The sequence below is a fragment of the Pseudomonas sp. LH1G9 genome, from assembly GCF_002949975.1.
GTDB lineage: Bacteria > Pseudomonadota > Gammaproteobacteria > Pseudomonadales > Pseudomonadaceae > Aquipseudomonas > Aquipseudomonas veronii.
Map to the genome: position 1 here is coordinate 2300628 of NZ_CP026880.1, position 23251 is coordinate 2323878.

A 23251-nucleotide genomic window follows, 5' to 3' on the forward strand; every position below is an offset into this window, starting at 1 on the left:
CCGGCCCACGAACCATCGCGGATTCGCGAAGGTTTGCCCTTCCCCCTGGGGGCGACCTGGGACGGCCTGGGTGTCAACTTTGCCCTGTTCTCGGCCAACGCCACCAAAGTCGAGTTGTGCCTGTTCGACGACGCCGGCGTGGTCGAGCTGGAACGTATTGAACTTCCCGAATACACCGATGAAATCTTCCACGGCTACTTGCCCGACGCCCACCCCGGGCTGATTTACGGCTACCGTGTGTACGGCGCGTATGACCCGGCCAACGGCCACCGTTTCAACCACCACAAATTGCTGATCGACCCCTACGCCAAACAGCTGGTGGGCGAGCTCAAATGGTCCGAGGCGCTGTTTGGCTACACCATCGGCCACCCCGACGACGACCTCAGTTTCGACAAACGCGACAGTGCGCCCTTCGTGCCCAAGTGCAAGGTCATCGACCCGGCGCACACCTGGGGCGACGACCAACCGGTGCGCGTGCCATGGGACCGCACGATCATTTATGAAACCCACCTGCGCGGCATCAGCATGCGTCACCCCTCGGTCGGCGAGGCCGTGCGCGGCACCTGCGCCGGGCTGATGGAAGACGATCTGCTCAAGCACATCCGCCAGTTGGGTATTTCTTCCGTGGAACTGTTGCCGGTACACGCCTTTGTCAACGACCAGCATTTGCTGGAAAAAGGCATGACCAACTACTGGGGCTACAACAGCATCGCCTTCTTCGCCCCGGATCCGCGCTACCTGGCCAGCGGCAAGATCGCCGAGTTCAAGGAGATGGTCGCGCACCTGCACGAAGCCAAGCTGGAAGTGATTCTCGACGTGGTCTACAACCACACCGCCGAAGGCAACGAGCGCGGCCCGACCCTGTCCATGCGCGGCATCGACAACGCTTCCTACTACCGCCTGATGCCGGACGACAAGCGCTTCTATATCAATGATTCCGGCACCGGCAACACCCTCGACCTGAGCCACCCGTGCGTGCTGCAGATGGTCACTGACTCCCTGCGTTACTGGGCCACCGAGATGCACGTCGACGGTTTCCGCTTCGACCTGGCGACCATCCTCGGCCGTTATCGTGACGGGTTCGACGAGCGCCACAGTTTCCTCGTCGCCTGCCGTCAAGACCCGGTGCTGCGCCAGTTGAAACTCATCGCCGAACCCTGGGACTGCGGCCCCGGAGGCTATCAGGTGGGCAACTTCCCGCCGGGCTGGGTGGAATGGAACGACCGCTTCCGCGACACCGTGCGCGCCTTCTGGAAAGGCGATGACGGCCAGCTGGCGGACTTCGCCGGGCGCATGACCGCATCCGGCGAGATGTTCAACCACCGTGGCCGCCGGCCTTACAGCTCGGTGAACTTCATCACCGCACACGACGGTTTCACCCTGCATGACCTGGTGTCGTACAACGACAAGCACAACGAAGCCAACGACGAAAACAATCAGGACGGCAGCAACAACAACCTGTCCTGGAACCATGGCGTCGAAGGCCCCACCGACGACCCGGAAATCAACGCCCTGCGCCTGCGCCAGATGCGCAACTTCTTCGCCACCCTGCTGCTCGCCCAAGGTACGCCGATGCTGGTGGCCGGGGATGAGTTCGCGCGCACCCAGCACGGCAACAACAACGCCTACTGCCAGGACAGCGAGATCGGCTGGGTCAACTGGGAGCTGGACGATGACGGCAAGGCGCTGCTCAAGTTCGTCAAGCGCGTGATCAAACTGCGCATGACGTACCCGATCCTGCGCCGTGGCCGCTTCCTGGTGGGCGACTACAACGAAGACATCGGCGTGAAGGACGTCACCTGGCTCGCGCCGGATGGCAACGAGATGAGCACCGAACAGTGGGAAGACAGTCACGGCCGTTGCCTGGGCATGCTGATGGATGGCCGCGCCCAGGAGACCGGGATTCGCCGTCCGGGTGGCGATGCCACGTTGTTGCTGGTGGTCAACGCCCATCACGACTTGGTCAATTTCCGCCTGCCCCCCGTGCCGGAAGGCCAGTTCTGGACCTGCATGCTCGACACCCATGACACGACGATACGCGGGCAGGAACGCTTTGATTTCCACCATGAGTACGCGGTCACCGGACGCTCGCTGCTGCTGTTTGAACTGCAGCACGACGAAGAGGTGTGACATGGGCCTGCATGGATTCCTTCAAGGCTACCAAGGCTATGCGGACACGCAGGCCCTGGGCGCGGCCTTGAAGGCGCTGCAGGCCGAGGGGCTGGACCGCCTGCCGCTCCCCGGCAGCGGCCAGACCCTCGAACGGTTCAGCCGCTTGGCCCAGGTCGCCGGACACGACCTGCGCTTGTGCAAGTTGTTCGAAGGTCACACCGATGCCTTGGCGATCATTGCCGAGCTGCGCAGCCCCTTGCCGCCGGAGGGCAGCCTCTGGGGCATGTGGGCGGCAGAACCGCCGACGGCCAGGGTGCGGGCGCGGCGCAACGGCCATCGTCTGGTGCTGCAGGGGCGTAAAGCCTGGTGTTCGGGGCGGCGGTGGTCAGCCATGGGTTGTTGACGGCCTGGGACGAGGAGGATCGCCAGCAATTGGTCGCAGTGGAGATGGGCCAGCCCGGCATCTGCGTGACCGATGAGGGGTGGCAGGCGGTAGGCATGGCGGCCACCGGCAGTGTCGACGTCCTGTTCGAGGCGGCCAGCGGGATTGCCATCGGCAGGCCCGGCGACTACCTCGCCCGCCCCGGCTTCTGGCAAGGCGCCGTCGGTATCGCAGCGTGCTGGTATGGCGCGGCGCAACGCCTGGCTGAAGTGCTGCGCGAGCAGTGCAACAGGCGTGCGGAACCGCATGCCCTGGCCCACCTCGGCGCGGTCGACAGCGCCTTGAACAGTGCCGCCTGCGTGCTGCGCGCCAGTGCGCGGCAGATCGACCGCGCCCCGCTGGCCGATGCCAGGCAACTGGCCCAACAGGTACGCGCGTCTCTCGAAGACACGGTTGAACAGGTCATGCGCCACGTCGGTCGCGCCGCCGGTGCGGGGCCTTTTTGCAAAGATCCGCACTTTGCCCAACTGATGGCGGACCTGCCGGTGTATGTACGTCAAAGCCATGCCGAGCGTGACCTGGCCGCCCTCGGTGAACAGGTTGCCGCCGAGCCACCTGGGAGGTGGCAGTTATGAAAGCCAATCCGATCGTGGGCCAGGGCACGTCGCTGCATCAGTGGCAGACCTCGTCCCACATGGCCGAACTGGCGCCGATCAGCGTCGAACAGTTGGTACCCGAAGGGCATCGCGCAGTGATCATCGCACCGCACCCGGACGATGAAGTGCTGGGCTGCGGCGGCCTGTTGCAAGGCTTGGCCGCACTCGGTCGGGCGATCCAGTTGATCTCTGTCACCGATGGCAGCGCCAGTCACCCCGGTTCGCGGCGCTGGTCGGTGGAGCGCCTCAGCGTGGTGCGCCCGCAGGAGTCGGCCCAGGCCTTGCACCGCCTGGGCTTGCCGCTGCACCGGTTGAAGTGGCTGCGCGCCGGGTTTACCGACAGCCAGGTCGCCGCCCGCGAAGCGCAGTTGGCCGCGTTTATTGAGCGCCACCTCAAACCCAGGGACGTGGTGTTCACCACCTGGCGCGAAGACGGCCACTGCGACCATGAAGCCGTCGGCCACGCCAGCGCCAGTGCCGCACTGGCGGTCGGCGCGACCCTGTACGAGTTGCCCGTGTGGACCTGGCACTGGGCAACCCCGGAAGACAGCCAGGTACCGTGGCATCGCGCGCGCAAACTCCCGCTGAGTTGCCAAGTCGTCGCGCGCAAGCGCCATGCCATCCACGCGTTCGCCAGCCAATTGGAGGGCGATCCGCAGATCGGCTTGCCGCCGGTGCTGGCACCGTATGTCGTCGAGCGTTTGCTGCAGCCTTTTGAAGTGGTGTTTGTATGAGCGTGGCGACACCGTATTTTGATCGGCTGTTCGCCGACAACGATGACCCCTGGGCCTTCCGTCAACGCTGGTACGAGCGGCGCAAGCGCGCGCTGACCTTGGCGCTGTTGACCCGCCCGCGTTACGCCGCGATTTTTGAGCCCGGCTGCGCCAATGGTGAACTGAGCGTCGAACTGGCGCCGCGTTGTGACCGCCTGGTGTGCTGCGATACCGCGGCCGCGGCAGTGGCCCTGGCCAAGACACGTCTGATGGGATTTCCCCATGCCCAGGTGCAGCAGCGTCGCCTGCCCGCACAGTGGCCTGACGGCCGCTTCGACCTGATCGTGCTGAGCGAGCTGTGTTACTACCTCGACGCCGATGACCTCACCCGCCTGATCGACTGCGCCCTCGCCGCGCTGAGCGACGACGGTCAACTGCTGGCCTGTCACTGGCGCGCGCCGATCGACGGCTGCCCGCAAACCGCCGCCCAAGTGCACGCGCTGCTCGAGCAACGGCTGGCCATGCCGTGTGTTGCGCGGCACCACGACAGTGACTTCCTGCTCGACCTCTGGAGCCGCGACGGTACGTCGGTCGCCACCCATGAGGGCCTGCGTTGAGCGGCCTGAAACGGGCCCGTTAAAAAAAATCGAAGTTACAAGATGTGAAAGCAGCGAATCCTTGTCTATGCTGAGGACGCCTTGCTGGCAATCCAGGATTGAAATGCCGAGCAATCGCTGCAGCGGAGCCTGCGGCGACTAAAAAGAGCGTCGTCCCGTCCACGGGCTACGACCCAGCATCAATTGACAAGGACGTGCCCGCCATGAAACCCGCCTCCCTCAGCGAAAGCCGCCGCGGTCCAGCGCAGATCTGGAACAGTGCCCCGCAGTTGGCGCAAATCCCCGCCATTCATCCTCACTCGCTGGTGCCTGCGGGTGCGCGGGTGGTCATCATCGCGCCCCACCCCGGCGATGAAGTGTTGGCCTGTGGCGGTTTGCTGCAACGGCTGAGCACCCTCGAACACCCGATGCTGTTGATTTCCATCACCGACGGCAGCGCCAGCCACCCCGGCTCGAATGTCTGGCCGGCGAGGCGCTTGAGCGTGGTGCGGCCCCAGGAAAGCGTCGAAGCGCTGCGCCGGCTGGGCATGCCGCTGCACAGCCTGAAGTGGATTCGCGGCGGCTTTCGCGATGACGCGCTGGCCGCCAGCGAACACCCCATGAGCCAACTCATCGCCCGATATCTACAGCCCGGCGATGTGGTCTTCAGCACCTGGCGCAACGACGGCAACGCCGACCACGACGCCGTCGGCCGTGCCAGCGCCAAGGCATGCAGCCTGGTCGGGGCACGTCTGTATGAGCTGCCGATCTGGGCCTGGCATTGGACGGCGCGCGAAGGTTCGATGATCCCCTGGCAGCGTGCGCGCAAGGTGCGCCTCGACACCTGGAGCGTGGCGCGCAAGCTGCATGCGGCCCATGCCTATGCCAGCCAACTGGCCGGAGACCCGGAGATCGGCCTCGCGCCGATGCTCGCCCAGGTGTTGCTGGAGCGGATGCGCGAGCCCTATGAGATCGTGTTCGTCTAGAAGCCCACTCGTCTATACCTGTTATTTCTGACAGTGGCGGCCCGTTTGATGTGCGACTAAGGTGCAAAAAACCTGCACTGCTTAAGGCGCAGTCGAGAAAGCCATGCCAACCCTTTGCATTGGCCGATGTTTTCAGAATCGGGTAACCGGTATTCCCTGATCCGTATCGTTCGTTGTTGCCATGGTCCGAACGCACCTGCTTGTCCAGGTGCCGGGAGATGTTCCCTTCGAACGAGGACGGGTCATGCGCGCACCAACATCTTCTTTGTGGTACCTGGGCATCAGCTCAATCATCGCCGTGACGGCGTGGCCACTCCCCTCTTATGGCGCATGCACGATCAACAACAGCGCCGGCGACGACATCTCCACCTGCGACAGTGCCTCGGCACCGGGGTTTACCGACACCGGTGGCAACAACGCCCTGAATATCAGTGGCAGCGGCGCCATCAACGGCAATGTCACCTTTGGTGCGGGTAACGACCTGGTGGACGTGAACGGGCCGACGGCGGCGCTCAACGGTGCGCTGAACCAAGGCGACGGCGCGAATATTTTCCGCCTCAACCTAGGCACCGTCACTGGCTCGGTCGCCCAAGGCGCAGGCGCGGATGTGGTGCAGATCACCGGTGGGCAAGCGGGTGCAATAAGCCAAGGCGGCGGCATCGACAGCTTTGCCATGAGCGGCGGCACCATCGCTTCCCTGGCCCAGGGCGATGGCCTGGACACCTTCAACATGAGCGGCGGGGTCATCACCGGGGCGTTTGAAGATGGCGACCAAGCCACGATGAGAAGCGGCACCATTGGCCGGGTCGATATGAAGCTCGATAACAACGTGTTCGACATGCAAGGCGGCACCATCCTGGGCAATCTGGTCACCGGGTTCGGCAATGACCATATTCTCGTCTCGGGCACCAGTTACATCGGCGGCAACATCAGCACCAGCGGCGGCGATGACTTGATTGAAGTCAGCGGCGGCACGGTCAACGGGCAAATCCTCGCCAGTTTCGGCAAGGACCAGTTGATCTGGCGCGATGGCGGCAAGGTCAACGGCTTGATCGTCATGGGCGCCGACGACGACACCGCGCTGCTGAAAAACCTCAACGAAACGTCGCTGTCCTCCAACCCCTTGGTAGATGGTGGCCTGGGTAACGACACGCTCACATTCGACAATACGCAGACCGACGTCCCCGCACGCTATACCGGCTGGGAACAGGTGCTGCTGGATAACGGCTCGGACCTCAAGCTGGGCGGTGCCTTCGTGCTGGGCGACAGCGCAACCGGCAGCGGCATCATGACCCTCGACGGTTCGAGCAAATTGACTGTCACCAACGGTTCGATCGACCCCTTTACCGCCGGCCAATCCGTCACCTTGAACAACGGCGGCCTGATCGACATGACCACCGGCAGTACCAGCGCCACCGACACCCTGACGGTGAACGGGAACTACAACGGCAACGCTGGCCGACTCGCCTTGCAAAGCGTCTTGGGCAGCGACGGCTCACCCAGCGATTTGCTGGTGATCGGCACGGGCCAGATCAGCGGCACCACCGCTATCAGCGTGACCAATCTCGCCGGGCCGGGGGCCGAAACCGTGCAGGACGGCATCCAGGTGGTCCGCGCAATCAACGGCGCCAGCGGCGCCGGCACCCAGTTCACCCTGGCAAACCGGGTTTCCGCAGGCGCCTTCGACTACTACCTGTTCAAAGGGGGCGACAACGCGGGCACGGGCGAAAACTACTACCTGCGCTCTTCAGTGCCAGTGGCACCACTGCCGGGCCCGGTGACGCCGCTCCCCGAACCGGTGGTGGGCACCCCTGAACTGCCGACCAATCCGGGCCTCACGCCGATCCCGATCTATCGCCCGGAAGTACCGATCTACGCGGTGTTGTTTCCTGCCGCGCAACAAATCGTACAGGCCATGCTGGGCACCTATCACGAACGCATGGGCGATCAGCGCCAACAACAGCAGACCGGTGCGTTTCCTGCCGGTTGGGGGCGTATGTATGGCAACAGCAGCCGCCAGAGCTTTGCCGGCACGGTGAGCCCGACGCTGGACAGTTCGATGTCCGCCTTCCAGATCGGTACCGACGTGTACGCGAGCGCTACCGCCAACGGCGCGGTGCAGCGAGTCGGCTTCTTCGTCGGCCACAGCCGCTTGAAAGGTGACGTGAAAGGCTTCAACGGCGGCTGGCAAGACAACGCCGCTGGCAACACCACCTTGCGCGGTGACAGCCTGGGCGTTTACTGGACACTGATCGGCGCCAACCGGGCCTACCTCGATCTGGTGCTGATGGGCACCCGTTTCGATGGCAATAACGAATCGGACCGTGGGGTGAAGATGAAAACCCGCGGGCATAACGTCGCCGCATCCGTCGAGGTCGGCAGGCCGTTCCAGATGACCGCCGATTGGGTGGTTGAGCCCCAGGCTCAATTGATCCTGAGCCGAACCAAACTGGACAGTCAGAACGATGGCATCTCCGACGTGGCCTACAACGCCGACACCAACGTCACCACGCGCCTGGGCATACGCCTGCGCGGCGACTATCAGGTCCGTGGCCTGCCGTTGCAGCCCTACGCGCGGGCCAATATCTGGCACACCGCCGCCGGGCAGAACACCGTCACCTTTAACCATGTGACAGACATCGACACCGAACAGAAATCCACCACCCTGGGCCTGAGTCTGGGCGCCACGCTGGAGGTGGCCAAGGGCGTCAGCCTGTACAGCGAAGTCGGCTATAACCGCAACCTGGACAGCCAGATGCTCAACGGCCGACAAGGCACCGTGGGCCTGCGAATGGAATTCTGACAGCGACTTTTTTCGCGGTGCCGTCGATTTGAGCGCCAGCCCATTGGCGCCCGCGAGCCCACGCAGCAGCGGATGATTTGGCGCTGGGAGGGTGATCTGTCCCCCCGATAGATGTGAAAAAGTTGTTAAGTAATTCTCCCCCAAGTCTTTTTTGCGCGGATTCAATCTGCCACACTCACGCGAATAATTATCAATACGTTTATTATTCGCTATGGATGGCGCTCGGGGAGGCTCAGATTCATGTCCGTTCAACAACCTGTCGCTACGCGTTTTTCACCCAGTCTATTGGCATTGGCCATCTGCCTCAGCGGCACCCAGACAACGCTGGCGGCCGATACCGAAAAGGCAGCGGCACCGCTTGAACTGGGCGCCACCGAGATCAGCGGCCAGGCACTAGGCGAGACCACCGAAGGCACCCAGTCCTACACCACCGGTGCTATGGCCACAGCCACCAAATTGCCGCTGACCATGCGCGAAACCCCGCAGGCCGTGACCGTGATCACCCGCCAGCGCATGGACGACCAGGCCATGACCAGCGTCAACGATGTGGTCAAGAACACCCCCGGCCTGTTCCTCAGTCAGTCCAGCGGCCCCGGCCGGCAGACCTACAGCTCGCGCGGCTTCGACATCGACAACATGATGTTCGATGGCTTGCCCAGCGCCTACTCGGGCTACGCCAACAGCGTGCAGCCCAACCTGGCGATGTTCGACCGGGTCGAAGTGATCCGCGGCGCGACCGGCCTGGTCACCGGCGCCGGCAACCCTTCGGCGGCGATCAACTTCGTGCGCAAGCGCCCCACCGCTACGCCGCAGGTGTCGATCACCGGCGCGGCCGGCAGTTGGGATGACTATCGCATGGAGCTCGATGCTTCCAGCGCCTTGAACGACAGCGGCACCCTGCGCGGCCGCGTCGTCGGCTCGTACCGCGACGCCAACAGCTTCCGCGATAACGAAACCAGCGACCACGGCCTGTTCTACGCGATCAGCGAAGCCGACCTCAGCGAAGACACCACCGCCACCCTCGGTTTCTCCCGGCAGGAAGACCAGACCAACTTCTTCTGGGGTGGCCTGCCCATCGGCACCGACGGCCATCACCTGAACCTGCCCCGCTCCACCAACCCCGGCAGCGACTGGGAAAACAAGGAGCTGACGATCAACACCGTATTCGGCGACATCCAGCACCGCTTCGACAATGGCTGGAAACTCAACGTCGCCGGCTCCGCGTCGCAGCTGGACGGCGTGTTCACCGGCAGTTACCAATCGCGCTACCAGACCGAGCTGGCGCGCACCGCCTACCAGTCGCATCAGGACGACAAACAGTACGCCTTCGACACCTTCGCCAGCGGCCCGGTCGACGCCTTCGGCCGCACCCACGAAGTGGTGGTCGGCACCAGCAAACGCATCTACGACGCCACCTCCAAGGAGTACAGCCCTTACGACACCAATTACCCGCTCAACGGCGCCAAACCCGACTTCCAGCGCAACGGCAAAACCCACACCCTCACCACCCAGGACGGCGTCTACCTGACCACGCGCCTCAACCTGGCCGACCCGCTCAAGGTGATCCTCGGCGCACGCTTGGACTGGTACGACTATGACGACCGCCAAAGCCAGGACGGCGACTACAAAGTCACCCGCAACCTGACGCGCTACGCTGGGGTGATCTACGACCTCGACGAGCACCACTCGGTCTACGCCAGCTACACCGACATCTTCAACCCGCAAAGCAGCAAGGACCTCTCGGGCAAGGTGCTGGAACCGATCGTGGGCGAAAACTACGAAGTCGGCATCAAGGGCGAATATTTCAACGGTGCGCTCAACGCCAGCCTGGCGGTGTTCCAGATCGACCAGAAAAACCGCGCCACCACCGCCGCCACCCAGGCCGGTTGCCCGGTGCTCACCTGCTACGCAGCCGCCGGCCTGGTGCGCAGCCAGGGCATCGACCTGGAACTGCAAGGCGCCCTCACCGAAAACTGGCAAGTCGGCGGCGGCTTCACCTACACCCGCGCGCATTTCATCAAGGACAGCGACCCGGCCAATGACAACCAGCGCTTCAGCTCCGATACACCGGAACGCCTGTTCAAACTCACCACGTCCTACCGCTTCCAGGGCCCGCTGGAAAAACTGCGCATCGGTGGCAACGTCTACTGGCAGAGCCGCATGTACAACGACATCGCCCTCACCAACGGCAGCTATCGCCTGGAGCAAGGCAGCTACGCGGTGGCGGACGTGATGGCCGGTTACCAAGTGAACCAGCACCTGGACCTGCAAGTGAACGCCAACAACATCTTCGACCGCACCTACTACTCGGCGATCGGCAACAGCACGATCTGGGGCTCCAACGACACCTACGGCAACCCGCGCAGCTTTGGGGTGACGGCGAAGTACAGTTTCTGACGCTGATGAGGCCGCTCGGGTAGCCGTTCTCGATCTTCAGGCAGGCGCAAAAGACGCACGAACGCGGGTTTCATCCGTGCGTTGAGAGTGGCGCGCAAGCCCCATCAGTAGAGCGATGCAAGCCCCTGCGCGCCGCGACGCTCAAACATCGCTGTTTCCGTCTCGCGCGTGGCCAGTTCGCCTTTGTACTCCAACTGGCTGAAAAAAAAGCCGTCGGCATACTCCTGAGGAGGCACCGAGCCTGGTTTGTTGAACAATGGCACCAGGTCAATCGTGGCGGCGAAGTTCTCCTTGGTCAGGCTGTAGCGGCCCAAGTAGTTCCCGGACCACGGCGAATCAGCATCGACCATATCGATAGATGCATCGCGGAACGTAATGGCGGCGGCTTTCAGATCCTTGGATTGATTAAGCAGCAGGGTCAGCCGCTGAGTCTGCGAACTGCTGAGCTGACCGGCTTCATTGAGCACCTTCAACGCGCCATCGGCCTCCACCGTAAAGCCGTATTTCGTGCCGGCCAAATCCGGATAAGTCGCCGCCAGCGTTGACTGGAATGTCTTGAACGTGGCGTTCAGCACGCTTTGCGCGCCTTTGGCGATCTCGATGATCCGAGGAAGCGCTCGTGATGCCGAGCGGCCGACCCACGTATCGATAGCCTCCAGCGACTGCATTGGTTCAGCGTCTGCGCTGGGATGGTAGACAGCCGCCGGGCCGGCGCTGGCCACGGCGTCCTTCGCGAGGTCCGTCAGAGGCTTGGCCACGAGTATCTGGTCGGCAGGCGTAAGGTGGGTATTGGCGGGCGGGATATAGGTAGAACTGAGGGTAAGTACCATTTCATCGGTCCATGATTGAGTGGTTCACAGCGGTTATCGACGTCAAGGGGGCAAACTTTAGGACTTGGATTGTCTTCTCCCCTCAAGCCCCTTTATCCTCGACCCTCCCCGCCAGTACCCGGAACCGCCATGGACCTCACCACCCTCGCCCTCTTCCTACCTGCCTGCTTCGCACTGAACATGGCACCCGGCCCCAACAACCTGCTGTCCGTCAGCAACGCCACGCGCTACGGCTACCGCACTGCCTGCCTCGCCGGCATCGGCCGCCTGCTCGCCTTCGCCGGCATGATCGCCCTCGCCTCCGCCGGGTTGGCGGTGGTGCTGCAAACGTCGGAGTTGTTGTTCTACGCGATCAAGATCGTCGGTGCGGCGTATCTGTTCTATCTGGCGTTGCAACTGTGGCGGGCCGATCCGCAGGCGCAGGACGAATCGATTACGGCCAAGGTAGGAACATGGGCGTTGGCGCGTCAGGAGTTTCTGGTAGCGGCGGGCAACCCGAAAGCCATCCTGATCTTCACCGCCTTCCTCCCACAGTTCGTGGTGCCCGGCCAGCCCATCACCCCACAGTTCGCCCTGCTCGGCGCACTGTTCCTGGTGCTGGAATGGATCGCCATCAGCCTCTACGCCTATATGGGCCTGCACATGCGCCGCTGGTTCGCCGAGCCACGGGGCAAGCGGTTGTTCAATCGCTGCTGCGCGGGGTTGTTGTCTGCGGCGGCGACGGTGTTGCTGATGGCGCGGCGGGCTTGAATGGCGTTATCAAAGCGGCGGGATACGCGCGGTGTTGCCTGTCGGCCTCATGGGTTGCTCTTCAAACACCAACACCGCGTTTTCGGGACGAATAAGCAGCAAGCCACGTTCAGGCCCTACTGAGTCGAGGTCTAGCCCCGCGCCTTTGTGCCTAAACATCCGTTTACAACAGCAATAGCCAAATGCCACCATTCGCTCATCTACGATTTGCTACAAGGACGTCGCGTGAGCCACAACTTCAAGTTCTTGACCCTGCCCCACCGCTCCGGCGAGGTCGCCAACATCTTTATCCACGGCTACTCAGCCGGCCACGATATAGAAGACCGGTGCGCGCTGAGCAAATGTATCCCGTCATCCCTCCACGAGTGCATCAACATCTTTGCGTTCTGGCCTTCCGGTCATTGGAGCCAGTTCGATAAGTTATCCAGCAGTAGCGTGGCTGCAATGGCTCGGTTGAACATCTTCGCGGGTACCGCGGCAGCAGTGGCCGATCGCGCCGTCCACTTCAACACCAGCCGCAAGCGCGCCACCGCCATGGGCAAGACACTGCTCTCGCAACTTGAGGGCTACCTGCTCAAACATCACCCCTACGTGTCGAAGGTCAATCTGGTCGGGCACTCGCTTGGCGGGCGGGTCGTCGTGAGTGCGCTACTCGATCTGCTCGACAGGCCAACTGATCACGATCTTGAAATTGGCGATGTGTTGTTGATGGCGGCGGCTGCCGAATTGTCGGGAGACGAGGCTCGAGCCATCCGCAAGCGCACAAACTGCAGGCTGTACAATGCTTACTCAAAAGATGACGACGTTCTGCGATTGAATATGGGCGAAAGCAGCGCGGGTCGCCAGCCAATCGGTAACTGCAAAAACGTTCGGATGGAGTCCTTCGGTCATACAGACTATTGGCCGCGTCTGGAGCAAGTGCTCAGGGCATCAGGCTTCCATGGCTACAAAAGTGGCCTGCCGGCGTCGAATCAGCCCCAACTGATCATCAAGAATCCCGATCCGGTCGTGACCGACCACTTCATTTATGACCTGCTCGAACTGACCAGCGATCGAATCCGCAATCAAGTCGCCAAGCACCTGCGTAGCAGCAGTTGGACGACCCTTGAGACCGACCATTCACTGTATCTGCTGACTAAGGAATTCCAACTACTGGGCGGCCACTGCTTGGCCAACCTGGCGCGTAGACGCGGTCTTAAGTATCTACAGATCCTGCTCATGCTGACAGAACACTACGACTTGGTAGACGAGTTGCACGATTGTGCTCGGGTGATTGAGATGGAGGGGTTGCTCATCAGCAAATGCTTCCACTCTTCTTTCGGTGAGGGTCATGTACTCGCGTCAAAACAGGACATTGTCCAGCATTTGGAGGTCATGTCCGAGAAAGCTTACTTTGAGCAGGTCGATGCGTTGGCGGCAAGCCTGACCGTTACGTCTTACTTCTCGACCCCTAGCGCACCTGCCCCCGTGTATCGCAAGGCGCACTCAACGCTGACCAGTAAGAACAAGGAGTTAACGCTGGCATCTGCAACGCGACTGCCCTCCCTCACTCATCTGGTTTCGACCGAGCGCATCAAGGCGGCGGTTACGAACCTGAAAAGTGCAGTCAAGCCCGGCTACTCGGCCTTGATTCCCGCGGTTGCGATTCTCTTCTATGCGCGCTTGAAGCTGAATAACGAAGGGCTGCTCTAACCCTAGCGTGCTCAATGGCTGTGCCTCGCCCTCGACACCTCAAACTGTTATTTGAGTACCGCGAAGTGCAGATCATTAATCACTGAGGGGATTGGGAATGACTGGCAGGGATGCCTTAAAACTAAAGAATGATGGGCGACAGCCGACAACCTGAGCGTGCGAAGGGGGATTTTAGAAGCCCAACCAAGTATCAGATAAGCAAAGTACGCAGGATCGCGATGGGATTTCAAACTGGAAGATCAGAAACTCACGCGACGGACATGGATGCTCAATCGACGCTTTCCGGATCATTCCGGGGTACGGCCTTTAGTGCAGACCCGACAAACATATTCTAAAAACCAACACAACCCACATAAGGCCGCACATGATTATTGTCGTAATAGCCGGAATTATTTTAGCCGTCGTTATGTTCAAGCTATTACTTCCACTTTTAGGGGAAATGGTAGGCGTGATAATCGGCGGGCTGCTGCTACTTGGCGCAATCGCTTTGTGCGTAGCTTTTCCACCGATCATTATTCTTTTTTTAATCATCGGGTTCATTATTGCCGGCAATAAAAAAACGAAGGACAAGCAATGAGCGTAACGACAGAGAAAGAACTAGCCGACGCGGTAAACCGCAATGAAGACACCATCGTGATTGAAGGCGATCTTGCAAAAAAAACCATTCGGATAAAGGCTACCGGCACGGTTGCATGGGCTGTGGCCATTGGTTCTATATGCATAGTCTTTTATGGCGTCATAGCCACCGTCGGTACGGGTGGTGTTGCCACACCGGTTGCTGGCTTCGCAGCGGTTGCCGGGTCAGGCGGAGCCCTCAGCGTTCTAGGGGCTGCAGCAACTTCGGCGGCTATTTCCATGGCCGTTTCGGTAAGAAGCCTTAGCGTGTTAAAAAAGTTAAGAGGCAACTATAAGATAGTCAGTGAGTCGGACAACAAAGTCACGCTTAAGCGCAGCTAAAACAGTGCTTCGCGGTTGGCCCCGGCATTTCACCCAAAACGACCAATTCCGAGCCAATAAATTTATTGCTCGGCGGTCGAATACAATTCATGCTCGGTACTTCGTCAGCTGCTGCTCAACATTCTATTAGCACTCGAATGAGTTTGGATTCGGTTGTTGCTCACTATTTGCTTAATGCAAACAGCATCGCGCGAGTACCCGCAAGGATCAGCTAACGCCAGCACCTACATCCGATGCTGTTCCAGCAGGAAGTCCACGAACAACCGCACCCGCGCCGGCATTGCCGAGCCCCCCACGAACACCGCATGAATCGGTTCCTCGTCGCCGGGGTTCCAGGCTTCCAGCAGCGGTATCAGATCGCCACGCTGCAGGTCCTCGCTCACGCTGAACTCGCCGATACGCGCAATGCCGGCACCTACTCGCGCGAGTTGGGCCAGCGCTTCGCCACTGCTGCATTCGATGTTGCCGCTGACCTTCAGGGAAAACGCTTTTCCGTCGCGGATGAATGGCCAGTTGGGTTCGGCACGTCGGAAGTTGAAGCGTAGGCAGTTGTGCCGCAGTAGATCCTCCGGTTCCAGGGGGATGCCGTGGCGCTGCAGATACGCGGGCGATGCCACCACTACCTGGCCGGTGGCGCCGATCCTGCGTGCGGTCAGCGGGCTGTCGGGCAGATAACCAAAACGTACCGCCACGTCGGCCTGGCCGCCGAGAATGTCGACCACTTCGTCGCCGAGGGTGAGGTCGACGACGATGTTCGGGTAGCGCGCGCTGAATGCCGCCACCAAGGGCACGATCGCCAGCCGCCCATGACCAAGCGCGGCGCTGACGCGCAATCGCCCCCTTGGGACGCCCTGGTCGGCGATGGCTTCTTCGACCTCGGCCATGTCGGCCAGGATGCGCCGGGCGCCGCGCAGGAACGCCTCGCCCTCGGCGGTGAAGGTGAGCGACCGGGTGGTGCGCAACAGCAGCCGAGTGCCAAGACGCTGTTCAGTACGGGCGATGATCCGACTGACCGCCGAGGGTGTCAGCCCCAATGTCCGCGCGGCGGCCGACAGGCTGCCTTCCTGCGCCACGCTGACGAACACGCCCATTTCACCCGATCTGCCGTTGAAGTCCATTTGTGCTCCTTACGCAAAGGTGATTGCCAGAAATGCTATCTACCGCCGGAAAAGGCTGAATCGTAGCATTGGCGGCATAGATAAGGAGCCTTCCATGCGTATCAATCCACCACTTGTCGCACTCGCCATGGGTGCCTTTGGCATCGGCGTTACCGAGTTCGCCCCCATGGGCATGTTGCCGGGCATCGCGGCGGATCTCGGTGTTTCCATTCCCGCCGCAGGTCTGTTGGTCAGCGCTTACGCCCTGGGCGTACTGCTCGGCGCGCCGCTGATGACCCTGACCACCGGCAGGATTCCACGGCGCTATCTGCTGATCGGACTCATGGCGATTTTCACCCTGGGGAATCTGATGTCAGCCCTGGCGACCGATTACTACAGCCTCATGGTCGCCAGGGTGGTGACCTCACTGAACCACGGTGCGTTCTTTGGCGTCGGCGCCATCGTCGCAGCCAGCGTGGTTGCCCCGCAGAAACGTGCCGGAGCGGTTGCGGCCATGTTCATGGGCCTGACCCTGGCGACCATCGGCGGTGTGCCGCTGGCCGCCTGGTTCGGCGAACTGTTCGGCTGGCGCAGCGCATTCTGGGGGATTACCGGCCTCGGTGTGGTGGCCATGGCAGCGTTATGGTTCGCCCTGCCCAACCTGCCGGCGCCGCAAAGCGGCGGCGTACTGGCCGAAATTCGGGTATTGGGCCGTGGCCCGGTGCTGGGGGCACTGGCCCTCACTGTCGTCGGCTCGGGGGCAATGTTTACCGTCTTCACCTACATCGCGCCGATTCTCAGCAGCAAGACCCACGCGTCCACCGCCTACATCACCGCCATGCTGGTGCTGTTCGGTGTGGGGTTGACGCTGGGCAACATGTGGGGCGGCAAGGCCGCCGACCGCTCGATAGATCGCACCCTGATCGTTTCGCTGAGCGTGCTCATTCTCGTCTTGCTCGCGTTCACCGTACTGATGCGTTGGCCGCTGCCGGCCGCCGTTGCCATCCTGATATGGGGTATCGCCAGCTTCGCCCTGGTGCCGCCGCTGCAGATGCGCGTCATGGAAGCGGCCAAGGACGCGCCCAATCTGGCCTCGGCGGTGAACATCGGCGCCTTCAACTTAGGCAACGCGATTGGTGCGGCGCTGGGCGGAGCGGTGATCAATGCCGGGCTGGGTTATCCGGCGATTTCCCTGGCCGGAGCAGCAATGGCGGGGCTGGGGCTGCTGATGGTGTTGGCTTTTGCCTGGCGTTCCAGAACGCTTGCAACTGCGGTGGTGTGACGTGCGCGCTGTCACAGCCCAACGGTTCAGGATGAACCGCTTTCGGTACCGCGCCCTTGCGTAATCACTGGCCTGATCATCCCCCGGTGCCTTCCGGCAGCTTGGCAATCACCTTGATCTCGAACTGGTAACCATACAGCCACGTGACACCCACGCCGGTCAGCGTCGGGTGTGGCGCCCGGCCCCAGAACTCCGGCACAACCTTCCAGATCGTCTCGAACGTCGACTCGGGATCGACGATGAAGACGGTGACGTCAATCACATCGTCGAAGGTGCAACCGGCAGCGACCAGGATTGCATTCAGGTTGGTGAACGCGCGTCGGACCTGGGCCTCCAGATCGGGTTCGGGCGAGCCGTCTTCGCGACTGCCGACTTGCCCCGACACGAATAAAAAACCATTGGACTTGATCGCCGGCGAATAGCGATTGCGCTCGTAAAGCGCCTGGCGTCCAGGTGGAAAAACAACATCACGCTGCGTCATAGGTGCCTCCATCAATGGGTCAAAGCCGACCCGGAACTAACGATGCAGAGACTGTATGGACTTGTACCTGGGCGATAAACACGCAACCCTAGCTAGCACTGTTTGTAAAATCCAAACAATCCAATCGAGAGCGGGGGTTAGCAATGGACCGTTTTGATGCGATGCAGGCGTTTGCTCGCGTGGTGGAAGCTGGCAGCTTCACCAAAGCGGCCGAAACACTGCACATGAGCAAGACCACCGTGACACAACTGGTACAGCAGTTGGAGGCACGGTTGCGGGTTAAATTGCTTAACCGCACCACGCGCAAAGTCAACGTCACGGCCGACGGTGCAGTCTATTACGAGCGAGTGTTACGACTGCTGGCCGACATGGACGACGCCGAGACCAGCCTGTCCGGCGCCTCGACACTGCCCAGGGGGCGATTGCGAGTGGATGTGCCAAGCCCGCTGGCCAGCATGATTCTAGTCCCCGCATTGCCCGAGTTTTACCTGCGCTATCCGGACATCCAGATCGACATGGGCGTCAGCGACCGGATCGTGGATATGATCGGTGAGAACATCGATTGCGTGGTGCGCGGCGGCGAGATAAAGGATCAGTCGCTGATGGCCCGGAAGGTTGGCGACCTCCAGCTTGGCGTTTTCGCAGCACCGAGCTACCTGGCCCGTGTCGGTATCCCCGCGCATCCGCGGGAGCTGGAAGATTCGCAACACCGTATCGTCGGCTTCTTGTGGGCGCGCACCGGCAAAGCCCTGCCCTACTCCATGCGCAACCACGCTGAGAGCCTCCAGGTCAAAGGCCGCTATGCGCTGGCAGTCGACGATGGCAACGCCTACCTCGCGGCCGGCCTGGCCGGGCTGGGTGTGCTTTGGCTGCCCAAGTACATGTCCACGACCTACGAAGCACGCGGCGAATTGGTGCCCCTGTTCAAGGACTGGCGTCTCGATCCGATGCCGATCTACGTGGCATTTCCGCCGAACCGGCATATCAGCATCAAGGTGCGCGTGTTCATCGACTGGGTCGCGGAGCTGATGGCGCAGCATGCGCCTGTCAGCGAGCGACTTGGTTCGTGACGGTGGCGTTGGGGGCGCGCAGACGTTTTGCTCATCTGCGCGTTCTTCGTCCTTGACGATCGGCTTGAGAGAATCGTGGGTGTTGCTGGCCCCAGCATGCTGATTCTGTATGCGGCCTCTGTCGGCGAGGCCGCGGTACTCGGTTCGCAACACCGCATCCGCCCTTCACCCTGATCTAAACTCCACACACCCATTCACCGTGGAGACCGAACATGAACAACAAAAACACCCTGTGCCTCTGGTACAACGGCACCGCCCTGGACGCTGCGACGTTTTATGCCAAGACCTTCCCGGACAGTGCGGTGAAGGCGTTACACCGCGCGCCGGGGGATTATCCAGCAGGTAAACAGGGCGACATTCTGACCGTCGAGTTCACCGTGCTGGGCATCCCGTGTCTCGGCCTGAATGGCGGTCCGGCATTCCCGCACACCGAGGCGTTTTCCTTTCAGGTGGCTACCGATGACCAGGCCGAGACTGATCGGCTGTGGAACGCCATCATCGACAACGGTGGCCAGGCCAGTGCCTGCGGTTGGTGCAAGGACAAGTGGGGCCTGTCGTGGCAAATCACGCCGCGTGTGTTGTCGGCCGCCGTGACCCATGCCGACCCGGCGACGGCCAAGCGAGCCTTCGAGGCGATGATGACCATGACCAAGATCGACATTGCCGCGATTGAGGCCGCAGTGGCTAATCCCTGACCGACAACGATCGTTTCACCGCCCAGGCACCGTTCAAGTGCCTGGGCGGTGCAACCTGCCGGTAACTACGCAGGGCTTGACACATTTACTCACACCCCCTGAAGATGGAGCCCTCATTCAGGGTGTGTCAGCTCATGCTTGCAACGTCTTTCGTTAACCTTTCCGTCATTGGCTTGATCGCCAAGGCGCAAGGTTGCGTTGCGCGCGCCCTCAAATCGAAGAAACAGTCGCTCATGTGACCGGGGCGCGCTGTCCCGTCAGATGAGCTGACAGGACATTGAGCGCGACGGACACCCTGCCCTTGCACAATTCCTTCTGCCCTTCTGACGGTGACTTAATCGGTCAATCATCAGGAGAGAGTGCATGTCAGCGTTTCAAGGTATCTGGGTTCCCGTGGTCACGCCGTTTCAGGACGGCGCCATCGACTTTATCGGCTTGCGCCGGCTGGTCGAGCATCTGCTGGAAAAGCACGTGGCCGGGATCATGGTCTGCACCACCACGGGCGAAGCCGCGGCGTTGAGCCGCCAGGAACAACTGGCGGTGCTGGATGCGGTGTTGCAATGGGTGCCGGCGCACCGCGTGGTGATGGGCCTGGCGGGATATAACCAGATTGAGCTGTTGCAGTTCCAGGGCGAAATCCTCAAACGCCCGGTGGCCGGGCTGTTGGTGCCGGCGCCCAGCTATATCCGTCCGTCCCAGAGCGGCCTTGAAGCGTTCTTCCGCACGGTGGCCGACGCCTCCAGTGTGCCGATCATTCTCTATGACATTCCCTATCGCACCGGCGCGACCTTCGAACAGGCCACGCTGCTGAACATCGTCGCCCATCCGCGCATCGTCGCGGTCAAGGACTGTGGCGGCAACCTGAGCAATACCCTGGCGCTGCTGGTCAGTGGGGCGGTGGATGTGCTGTGTGGCGAGGACATCCAGATATTCAATGCATTGTGCCTTGGCGCCAGTGGGGCGATCGCAGCGTCGGCACATGTACACACCGAGCGGTTCGTGGCGCTGTGGCAGCAGGTGCGGGATAACCAGTTGAGCGAGGCGCGGCAGACGTTTTTCCAGTTGCTGCCGTTGATCGATACGTTGTTTATGGAGCCCAACCCGGCACCGGTCAAGGCCGCGCTGGCCTTGCAGGGGCTGATCGGCAGTGAATTGCGCGCACCGATGCAGCGGGCCGGCGATGCCACCGTCAGCCGTCTGCAAGCGTTGCTGTGAAGCCGGTTGATTGAGTGTCCCGCGCCACCTGCAACCGGTGCAACGTGATGTTGCGCACCTGCTGCTTGCTCAGTTCGATATGCCGCTTGAGCAGCTGCTGCGCCTCTTCACCGCGCCGTTGCAGGATAGCGTCGAGTATCTGCGCGTGTTCTTCGTAGGTCGCCGCGATCCGCGATGCCTGGGTAAAGTCGAGCCGGCGGATGATGCGAATTTTTTCCGTAATGGCGTAGTGCATGCGCGCCATTTCGCGGTTGCCGGTGGCTTCCACCAAGGCGCAGTGAAAGCGCTCATCCAGCTCGGACACCACCTGGGTGTCCTGCTGGCGTTCGCCCTCCTCCACCTGCCAGATCGCCTGTAACCCTTGCAACTGTGCAGGGCGCGGTTCATCCATCAGGCATAAACGGTTGACCGCCGCCAGTTCCAGAATGATCCGCAGGTCATACAGCTCTTCGAAGTAGGTGAAGTCGAACGGTTTCACCTGCCAGCCACTGCGGAAGTACACCTCCAGGTAACCTTCCTTCTCCAGACGATAGAGCGCCTGACGCACCGGGGTGCGGCTGACGTTCATGCGCTCGGCCACTTCGCCTTCGCTGAAGCGGTCGCCCGGCAGCAGGCGAAAGTCGAAGATATCCGCCTTGAGCTGCGCGTAGATGCGTTCGGCCAGGCTGTCGGGGCGCGCCTTGGGATTTTTCAGGGTTGAGCCCGGCATGCTTAGCCCCGGCTCGCGATAAAGGCGCGCCAGCCGCCGAATTCGGTGATATCGAGCGCATCGGCCAGGGCCCAGGGTTCGCAGATAAAGCCTTTGACGTTGCGCCCGTCGGTCAGGCTCAGGTTGCCGATGCCCAACGGTGCGGGGACTTCAGCGACGAACTCGCCAAAGCGGGCGATGGGCATGTCCCACAGCTCGACGATGATCGAGCGGCCACTGTCCGCCCTGGCCAGCCCCGGCTTGGGCGGCACCGTGCCCGGTAGCGCGTAGAGTCGATAGCTGTCGGCGGTCAGCGTTTGCTCCACCAGCACCGCATTGCGCGTGGTCAGTTGGAAATTCAGCGGCATGCCGCTCAGGTGCGCGCCGACCACCGCCAGGCGCACGCTGCCGGGCGCGGGGGTTGGTGCGGCCGGTGCGGGCAACTCGCGCGCGGTGGCGCCCAGCGGCAGGCCGAGGCCGGCTTGCCAGCGCTTGCCCAAATGGGCCAGGGCCGTGTCATGCCAGGCCGGCGCCAACAAGGTGATGCCGCTGGGCAAGCCATCTGCGCGCAAGCCGGCGGGCAGCGCCAGCGCGCACAGGTCCGCCAGGTTGGTGAAGTTGGTGTAATAGCCGAATTGCGAGTTGTAGCGCACCGGCTCCAGCGCCATCTCGGCCTGGGTGCGAATCGTCGGCGAGGTCGGCACCAGCAATGCGTCGAAGCCCGCCAGCGTGTCGTTGATGCGCCGGCTCAGGTCGGCGCGCAGGTATTCGGCTTTGTAGGCGTCGCAGGCGCTGTACTCAAGCCCGTTTTCGACGATGCCGCGCACCACCGGGTTGATCGCGTCCGGCTGCTGTTCAAGCATGCTGTGCAGGGCGACCGTGCGCTCGGCGACCCATGGGCCGAAATACAACTGGTCCGCCAGCGCCTTGAACGGGCTGAAATCCACCGGGGTGATCTGCGCCCCCAACGCCTTGAAGCGCTCGACGGCCTGCCCGAATACGGCCTGGTTCTGGGTGTCGCCGAAGAACTCCAGGGTCGCCGGAATGGCGAGTTTGATCGCACGCCCCACCGCCACCGGCGCGGTATGGGGGTTGGCGCGGGAATAGGCGTCACTCGCGTCGTAGCCTTCGGCCACTTGCGCCACGGATTCTGCGTCTTCCACGGTCAGGGCAAACACCGAGATGCAATCCACCGTGCGGCACGCAGGCACCAGGCCGGTATTGGACAGGCGGCCTTTGCTGGGTTTTAACCCGACGATATTGTTGAACCCCGCTGGCACCCGACCGGAGCCGGCGGTGTCGGTACCCAGGGAGAACGCCACCAAACCCCGGGCGACCACCGAAGCGGAACCGGAGCTGGAACCGCCGCTGACATACGCCGGATTGAAGCTGTTGGCCACCGCGCCATACGGCGAGCGGGTGCCCACCAGGCCGGTGGCGAACTGATCGAGGTTGGTCTTGCCCATCAGGATCGCACCGGCCGCACGCAGCTTGGCGACGACGCTCGCATCCGACGCCGGGGCGTAGGCAAATTCCGGACACGCCGCCGTGGTCTCCCAACCGGCCGCGTCGATGTTGTCCTTGATCGCAAACGGCACGCCATACAACGGCAACTGGGTCATATCGCCACCGACCGCCGCCAGCCGCTCGCTCAATTGCGCCAACTGCGCCGTCAGTTGTTCAGGCCGCGCGCGGGCGATCCAGGCGTTGTCGGCGGCGGCGTATTGCGCGGCCAGGGTCAGCACGATGTCCGGGGTGATCGTCCCGTTGCGATAGGCCTCACGCCATTCGCCGAGGGTCCAGCCGATAACACTCTGCATAAGGGTCTCCATCTTGTATCCAAGTTTGG

The 23251-nt window shown here is 62.0% G+C and carries 19 protein-coding genes and 1 pseudogene; 15 read left to right on the forward strand and 5 right to left on the reverse strand.

Going from position 1 to position 23251, the window contains the following annotated elements; all coding sequences use genetic code 11:
* Window positions 1-21 precede the first annotated feature (21 nt).
* From glgX to C5F70_RS10730, 7 genes and pseudogenes are all read left to right on the forward strand, one after another.
* Window positions 22-2130 carry a glycogen debranching protein GlgX gene (glgX, locus tag C5F70_RS10700; protein ID WP_104903272.1) on the forward strand — a complete coding sequence of 703 codons (2109 nt, stop codon included), beginning with the start codon at window positions 22-24 and terminating at the stop codon, window positions 2128-2130.
* 1 nt (window position 2131) lies between these two features.
* Window positions 2132-3129 (forward strand): annotated as a pseudogene (locus C5F70_RS10705) (acyl-CoA dehydrogenase).
* Window positions 3126-3884 (forward strand): PIG-L deacetylase family protein, encoded by a 759-nt coding sequence (locus C5F70_RS10710; RefSeq protein ID WP_104903273.1) that lies wholly within the window; start codon window positions 3126-3128, stop codon window positions 3882-3884. Before C5F70_RS10705 ends, C5F70_RS10710 begins: the two are co-directional and overlap by 4 nt.
* Window positions 3881-4480, forward strand: a complete 600-nt coding sequence (locus C5F70_RS10715; RefSeq protein WP_104903274.1) for an SAM-dependent methyltransferase — start codon at window positions 3881-3883, stop codon at window positions 4478-4480. Before C5F70_RS10710 ends, C5F70_RS10715 begins: the two co-directional genes overlap by 4 nt.
* Before the next feature lie 203 nt (window positions 4481-4683).
* Window positions 4684-5445: a PIG-L deacetylase family protein gene (locus C5F70_RS10720; protein WP_017846401.1), complete on the forward strand. Its 762-nt coding sequence runs from the start codon at window positions 4684-4686 to the stop codon at window positions 5443-5445.
* 244 nt (window positions 5446-5689) lie between these two features.
* Window positions 5690-8248, forward strand: coding sequence for an autotransporter outer membrane beta-barrel domain-containing protein (locus C5F70_RS10725; RefSeq protein ID WP_104903275.1), 2559 nt, complete (start codon window positions 5690-5692; stop codon window positions 8246-8248).
* 240 nt (window positions 8249-8488) lie between these two features.
* Entirely contained in the window at window positions 8489-10645 is a 2157-nt protein-coding gene (locus C5F70_RS10730; protein WP_104903276.1) for a TonB-dependent siderophore receptor, read from the forward strand.
* 104 nt (window positions 10646-10749) lie between these two features.
* On the opposite strand, the gene C5F70_RS10735 is transcribed toward C5F70_RS10730, so the two are convergent.
* The gene (locus tag C5F70_RS10735) at window positions 10750-11475 is read right to left on the reverse strand and encodes a hypothetical protein (RefSeq protein ID WP_046486054.1); all 726 of its coding nucleotides are present in this window, start codon (window positions 11473-11475) and stop codon (window positions 10750-10752) included.
* A 129-nt stretch (window positions 11476-11604) separates the two neighbouring features.
* Between C5F70_RS10735 and C5F70_RS10740 the strand changes: the two genes are divergently transcribed.
* The 4 genes from C5F70_RS10740 (at window position 11605) to C5F70_RS10755 (ending at window position 14874) form a co-directional block, all read left to right on the forward strand.
* The gene (locus C5F70_RS10740; RefSeq protein ID WP_104903277.1) at window positions 11605-12225 is read left to right on the forward strand and encodes a LysE family translocator; all 621 of its coding nucleotides are present in this window, start codon (window positions 11605-11607) and stop codon (window positions 12223-12225) included.
* 225 nt (window positions 12226-12450) lie between these two features.
* Window positions 12451-13917 (forward strand): DUF726 domain-containing protein, encoded by a 1467-nt coding sequence (locus tag C5F70_RS10745; RefSeq protein ID WP_102617027.1) that lies wholly within the window; start codon window positions 12451-12453, stop codon window positions 13915-13917.
* A 364-nt stretch (window positions 13918-14281) separates the two neighbouring features.
* A complete protein-coding gene (locus C5F70_RS10750; RefSeq protein WP_046486048.1) occupies window positions 14282-14494 on the forward strand; it encodes a hypothetical protein in 213 nt (70 codons plus the stop codon).
* The gene (locus tag C5F70_RS10755) at window positions 14491-14874 is read left to right on the forward strand and encodes a hypothetical protein (protein ID WP_046486046.1); all 384 of its coding nucleotides are present in this window, start codon (window positions 14491-14493) and stop codon (window positions 14872-14874) included. The genes C5F70_RS10750 and C5F70_RS10755 overlap by 4 nt, the downstream gene beginning before the upstream one ends.
* Window positions 14875-15098: 224 nt before the next feature.
* On the opposite strand, the gene C5F70_RS10760 is transcribed toward C5F70_RS10755, so the two are convergent.
* The gene (locus tag C5F70_RS10760; protein WP_017846409.1) at window positions 15099-15992 is read right to left on the reverse strand and encodes a LysR family transcriptional regulator; all 894 of its coding nucleotides are present in this window, start codon (window positions 15990-15992) and stop codon (window positions 15099-15101) included.
* Window positions 15993-16086: 94 nt separating this feature from the next.
* Between C5F70_RS10760 and C5F70_RS10765 the strand changes: the two genes are divergently transcribed.
* Complete coding sequence (locus C5F70_RS10765; protein ID WP_104903278.1) at window positions 16087-17253, forward strand: MFS transporter; 1167 nt, start codon at window positions 16087-16089, stop codon at window positions 17251-17253.
* A 76-nt stretch (window positions 17254-17329) separates the two neighbouring features.
* Here the strand turns inward: C5F70_RS10765 and C5F70_RS10770 are convergent, their stop codons facing one another.
* The gene (locus C5F70_RS10770) at window positions 17330-17734 is read right to left on the reverse strand and encodes a RidA family protein (RefSeq protein WP_079443979.1); all 405 of its coding nucleotides are present in this window, start codon (window positions 17732-17734) and stop codon (window positions 17330-17332) included.
* A gap of 143 nt (window positions 17735-17877) precedes the next feature.
* On the opposite strand from C5F70_RS10770, the gene C5F70_RS10775 reads away from it, so the two are divergent.
* The 3 genes from C5F70_RS10775 (at window position 17878) to dapA (ending at window position 20714) form a co-directional block, all read left to right on the forward strand.
* Window positions 17878-18804: a LysR family transcriptional regulator gene (locus C5F70_RS10775; protein ID WP_017846412.1), complete on the forward strand. Its 927-nt coding sequence runs from the start codon at window positions 17878-17880 to the stop codon at window positions 18802-18804.
* Between the two features lie 212 nt (window positions 18805-19016).
* Window positions 19017-19499, forward strand: coding sequence for a VOC family protein (locus tag C5F70_RS10780; RefSeq protein ID WP_017846413.1), 483 nt, complete (start codon window positions 19017-19019; stop codon window positions 19497-19499).
* A 363-nt stretch (window positions 19500-19862) separates the two neighbouring features.
* The gene (gene dapA, locus C5F70_RS10785) at window positions 19863-20714 is read left to right on the forward strand and encodes a 4-hydroxy-tetrahydrodipicolinate synthase (protein ID WP_104903279.1); all 852 of its coding nucleotides are present in this window, start codon (window positions 19863-19865) and stop codon (window positions 20712-20714) included.
* Here the strand turns inward: dapA and C5F70_RS10790 are convergent.
* Window positions 20689-21423 carry a GntR family transcriptional regulator gene (locus tag C5F70_RS10790; RefSeq protein WP_104903280.1) on the reverse strand — a complete coding sequence of 245 codons (735 nt, stop codon included), beginning with the start codon at window positions 21421-21423 and terminating at the stop codon, window positions 20689-20691. The genes dapA and C5F70_RS10790 overlap by 26 nt on opposite strands.
* Window positions 21424-21425: 2 nt before the next feature.
* Window positions 21426-23222, reverse strand: a complete 1797-nt coding sequence (gene atzF, locus C5F70_RS10795; protein WP_104903281.1) for an allophanate hydrolase — start codon at window positions 23220-23222, stop codon at window positions 21426-21428.
* Window positions 23223-23251: the final 29 nt, after the last annotated feature.

Bases quoted from the DNA above. Each gene is read 5' to 3' on its own strand.
- dapA (WP_104903279.1), top strand. From the start codon at position 19,863: ATGTCAGCGTTTCAAGGTATCTGGGTTCCCGTGGTCACGCCGTTTCAG.
- C5F70_RS10725 (WP_104903275.1), top strand. From the start codon at position 5,690: ATGCGCGCACCAACATCTTCTTTGTGGTACCTGGGCATCAGCTCAATC.
- C5F70_RS10790 (WP_104903280.1), bottom strand. From the start codon at position 21,423: ATGCCGGGCTCAACCCTGAAAAATCCCAAGGCGCGCCCCGACAGCCTG.
- C5F70_RS10730 (WP_104903276.1), top strand. From the start codon at position 8,489: ATGTCCGTTCAACAACCTGTCGCTACGCGTTTTTCACCCAGTCTATTG.
- atzF (WP_104903281.1), bottom strand. From the start codon at position 23,222: ATGCAGAGTGTTATCGGCTGGACCCTCGGCGAATGGCGTGAGGCCTAT.
- C5F70_RS10750 (WP_046486048.1), top strand. From the start codon at position 14,282: ATGATTATTGTCGTAATAGCCGGAATTATTTTAGCCGTCGTTATGTTC.
- C5F70_RS10765 (WP_104903278.1), top strand. From the start codon at position 16,087: ATGCGTATCAATCCACCACTTGTCGCACTCGCCATGGGTGCCTTTGGC.
- C5F70_RS10715 (WP_104903274.1), top strand. From the start codon at position 3,881: ATGAGCGTGGCGACACCGTATTTTGATCGGCTGTTCGCCGACAACGAT.
- C5F70_RS10760 (WP_017846409.1), bottom strand. From the start codon at position 15,992: ATGGACTTCAACGGCAGATCGGGTGAAATGGGCGTGTTCGTCAGCGTG.
- C5F70_RS10775 (WP_017846412.1), top strand. From the start codon at position 17,878: ATGGACCGTTTTGATGCGATGCAGGCGTTTGCTCGCGTGGTGGAAGCT.
- C5F70_RS10735 (WP_046486054.1), bottom strand. From the start codon at position 11,475: ATGGTACTTACCCTCAGTTCTACCTATATCCCGCCCGCCAATACCCAC.
- C5F70_RS10780 (WP_017846413.1), top strand. From the start codon at position 19,017: ATGAACAACAAAAACACCCTGTGCCTCTGGTACAACGGCACCGCCCTG.
- C5F70_RS10710 (WP_104903273.1), top strand. From the start codon at position 3,126: ATGAAAGCCAATCCGATCGTGGGCCAGGGCACGTCGCTGCATCAGTGG.
- C5F70_RS10720 (WP_017846401.1), top strand. From the start codon at position 4,684: ATGAAACCCGCCTCCCTCAGCGAAAGCCGCCGCGGTCCAGCGCAGATC.
- C5F70_RS10755 (WP_046486046.1), top strand. From the start codon at position 14,491: ATGAGCGTAACGACAGAGAAAGAACTAGCCGACGCGGTAAACCGCAAT.
- C5F70_RS10740 (WP_104903277.1), top strand. From the start codon at position 11,605: ATGGACCTCACCACCCTCGCCCTCTTCCTACCTGCCTGCTTCGCACTG.
- C5F70_RS10770 (WP_079443979.1), bottom strand. From the start codon at position 17,734: ATGACGCAGCGTGATGTTGTTTTTCCACCTGGACGCCAGGCGCTTTAC.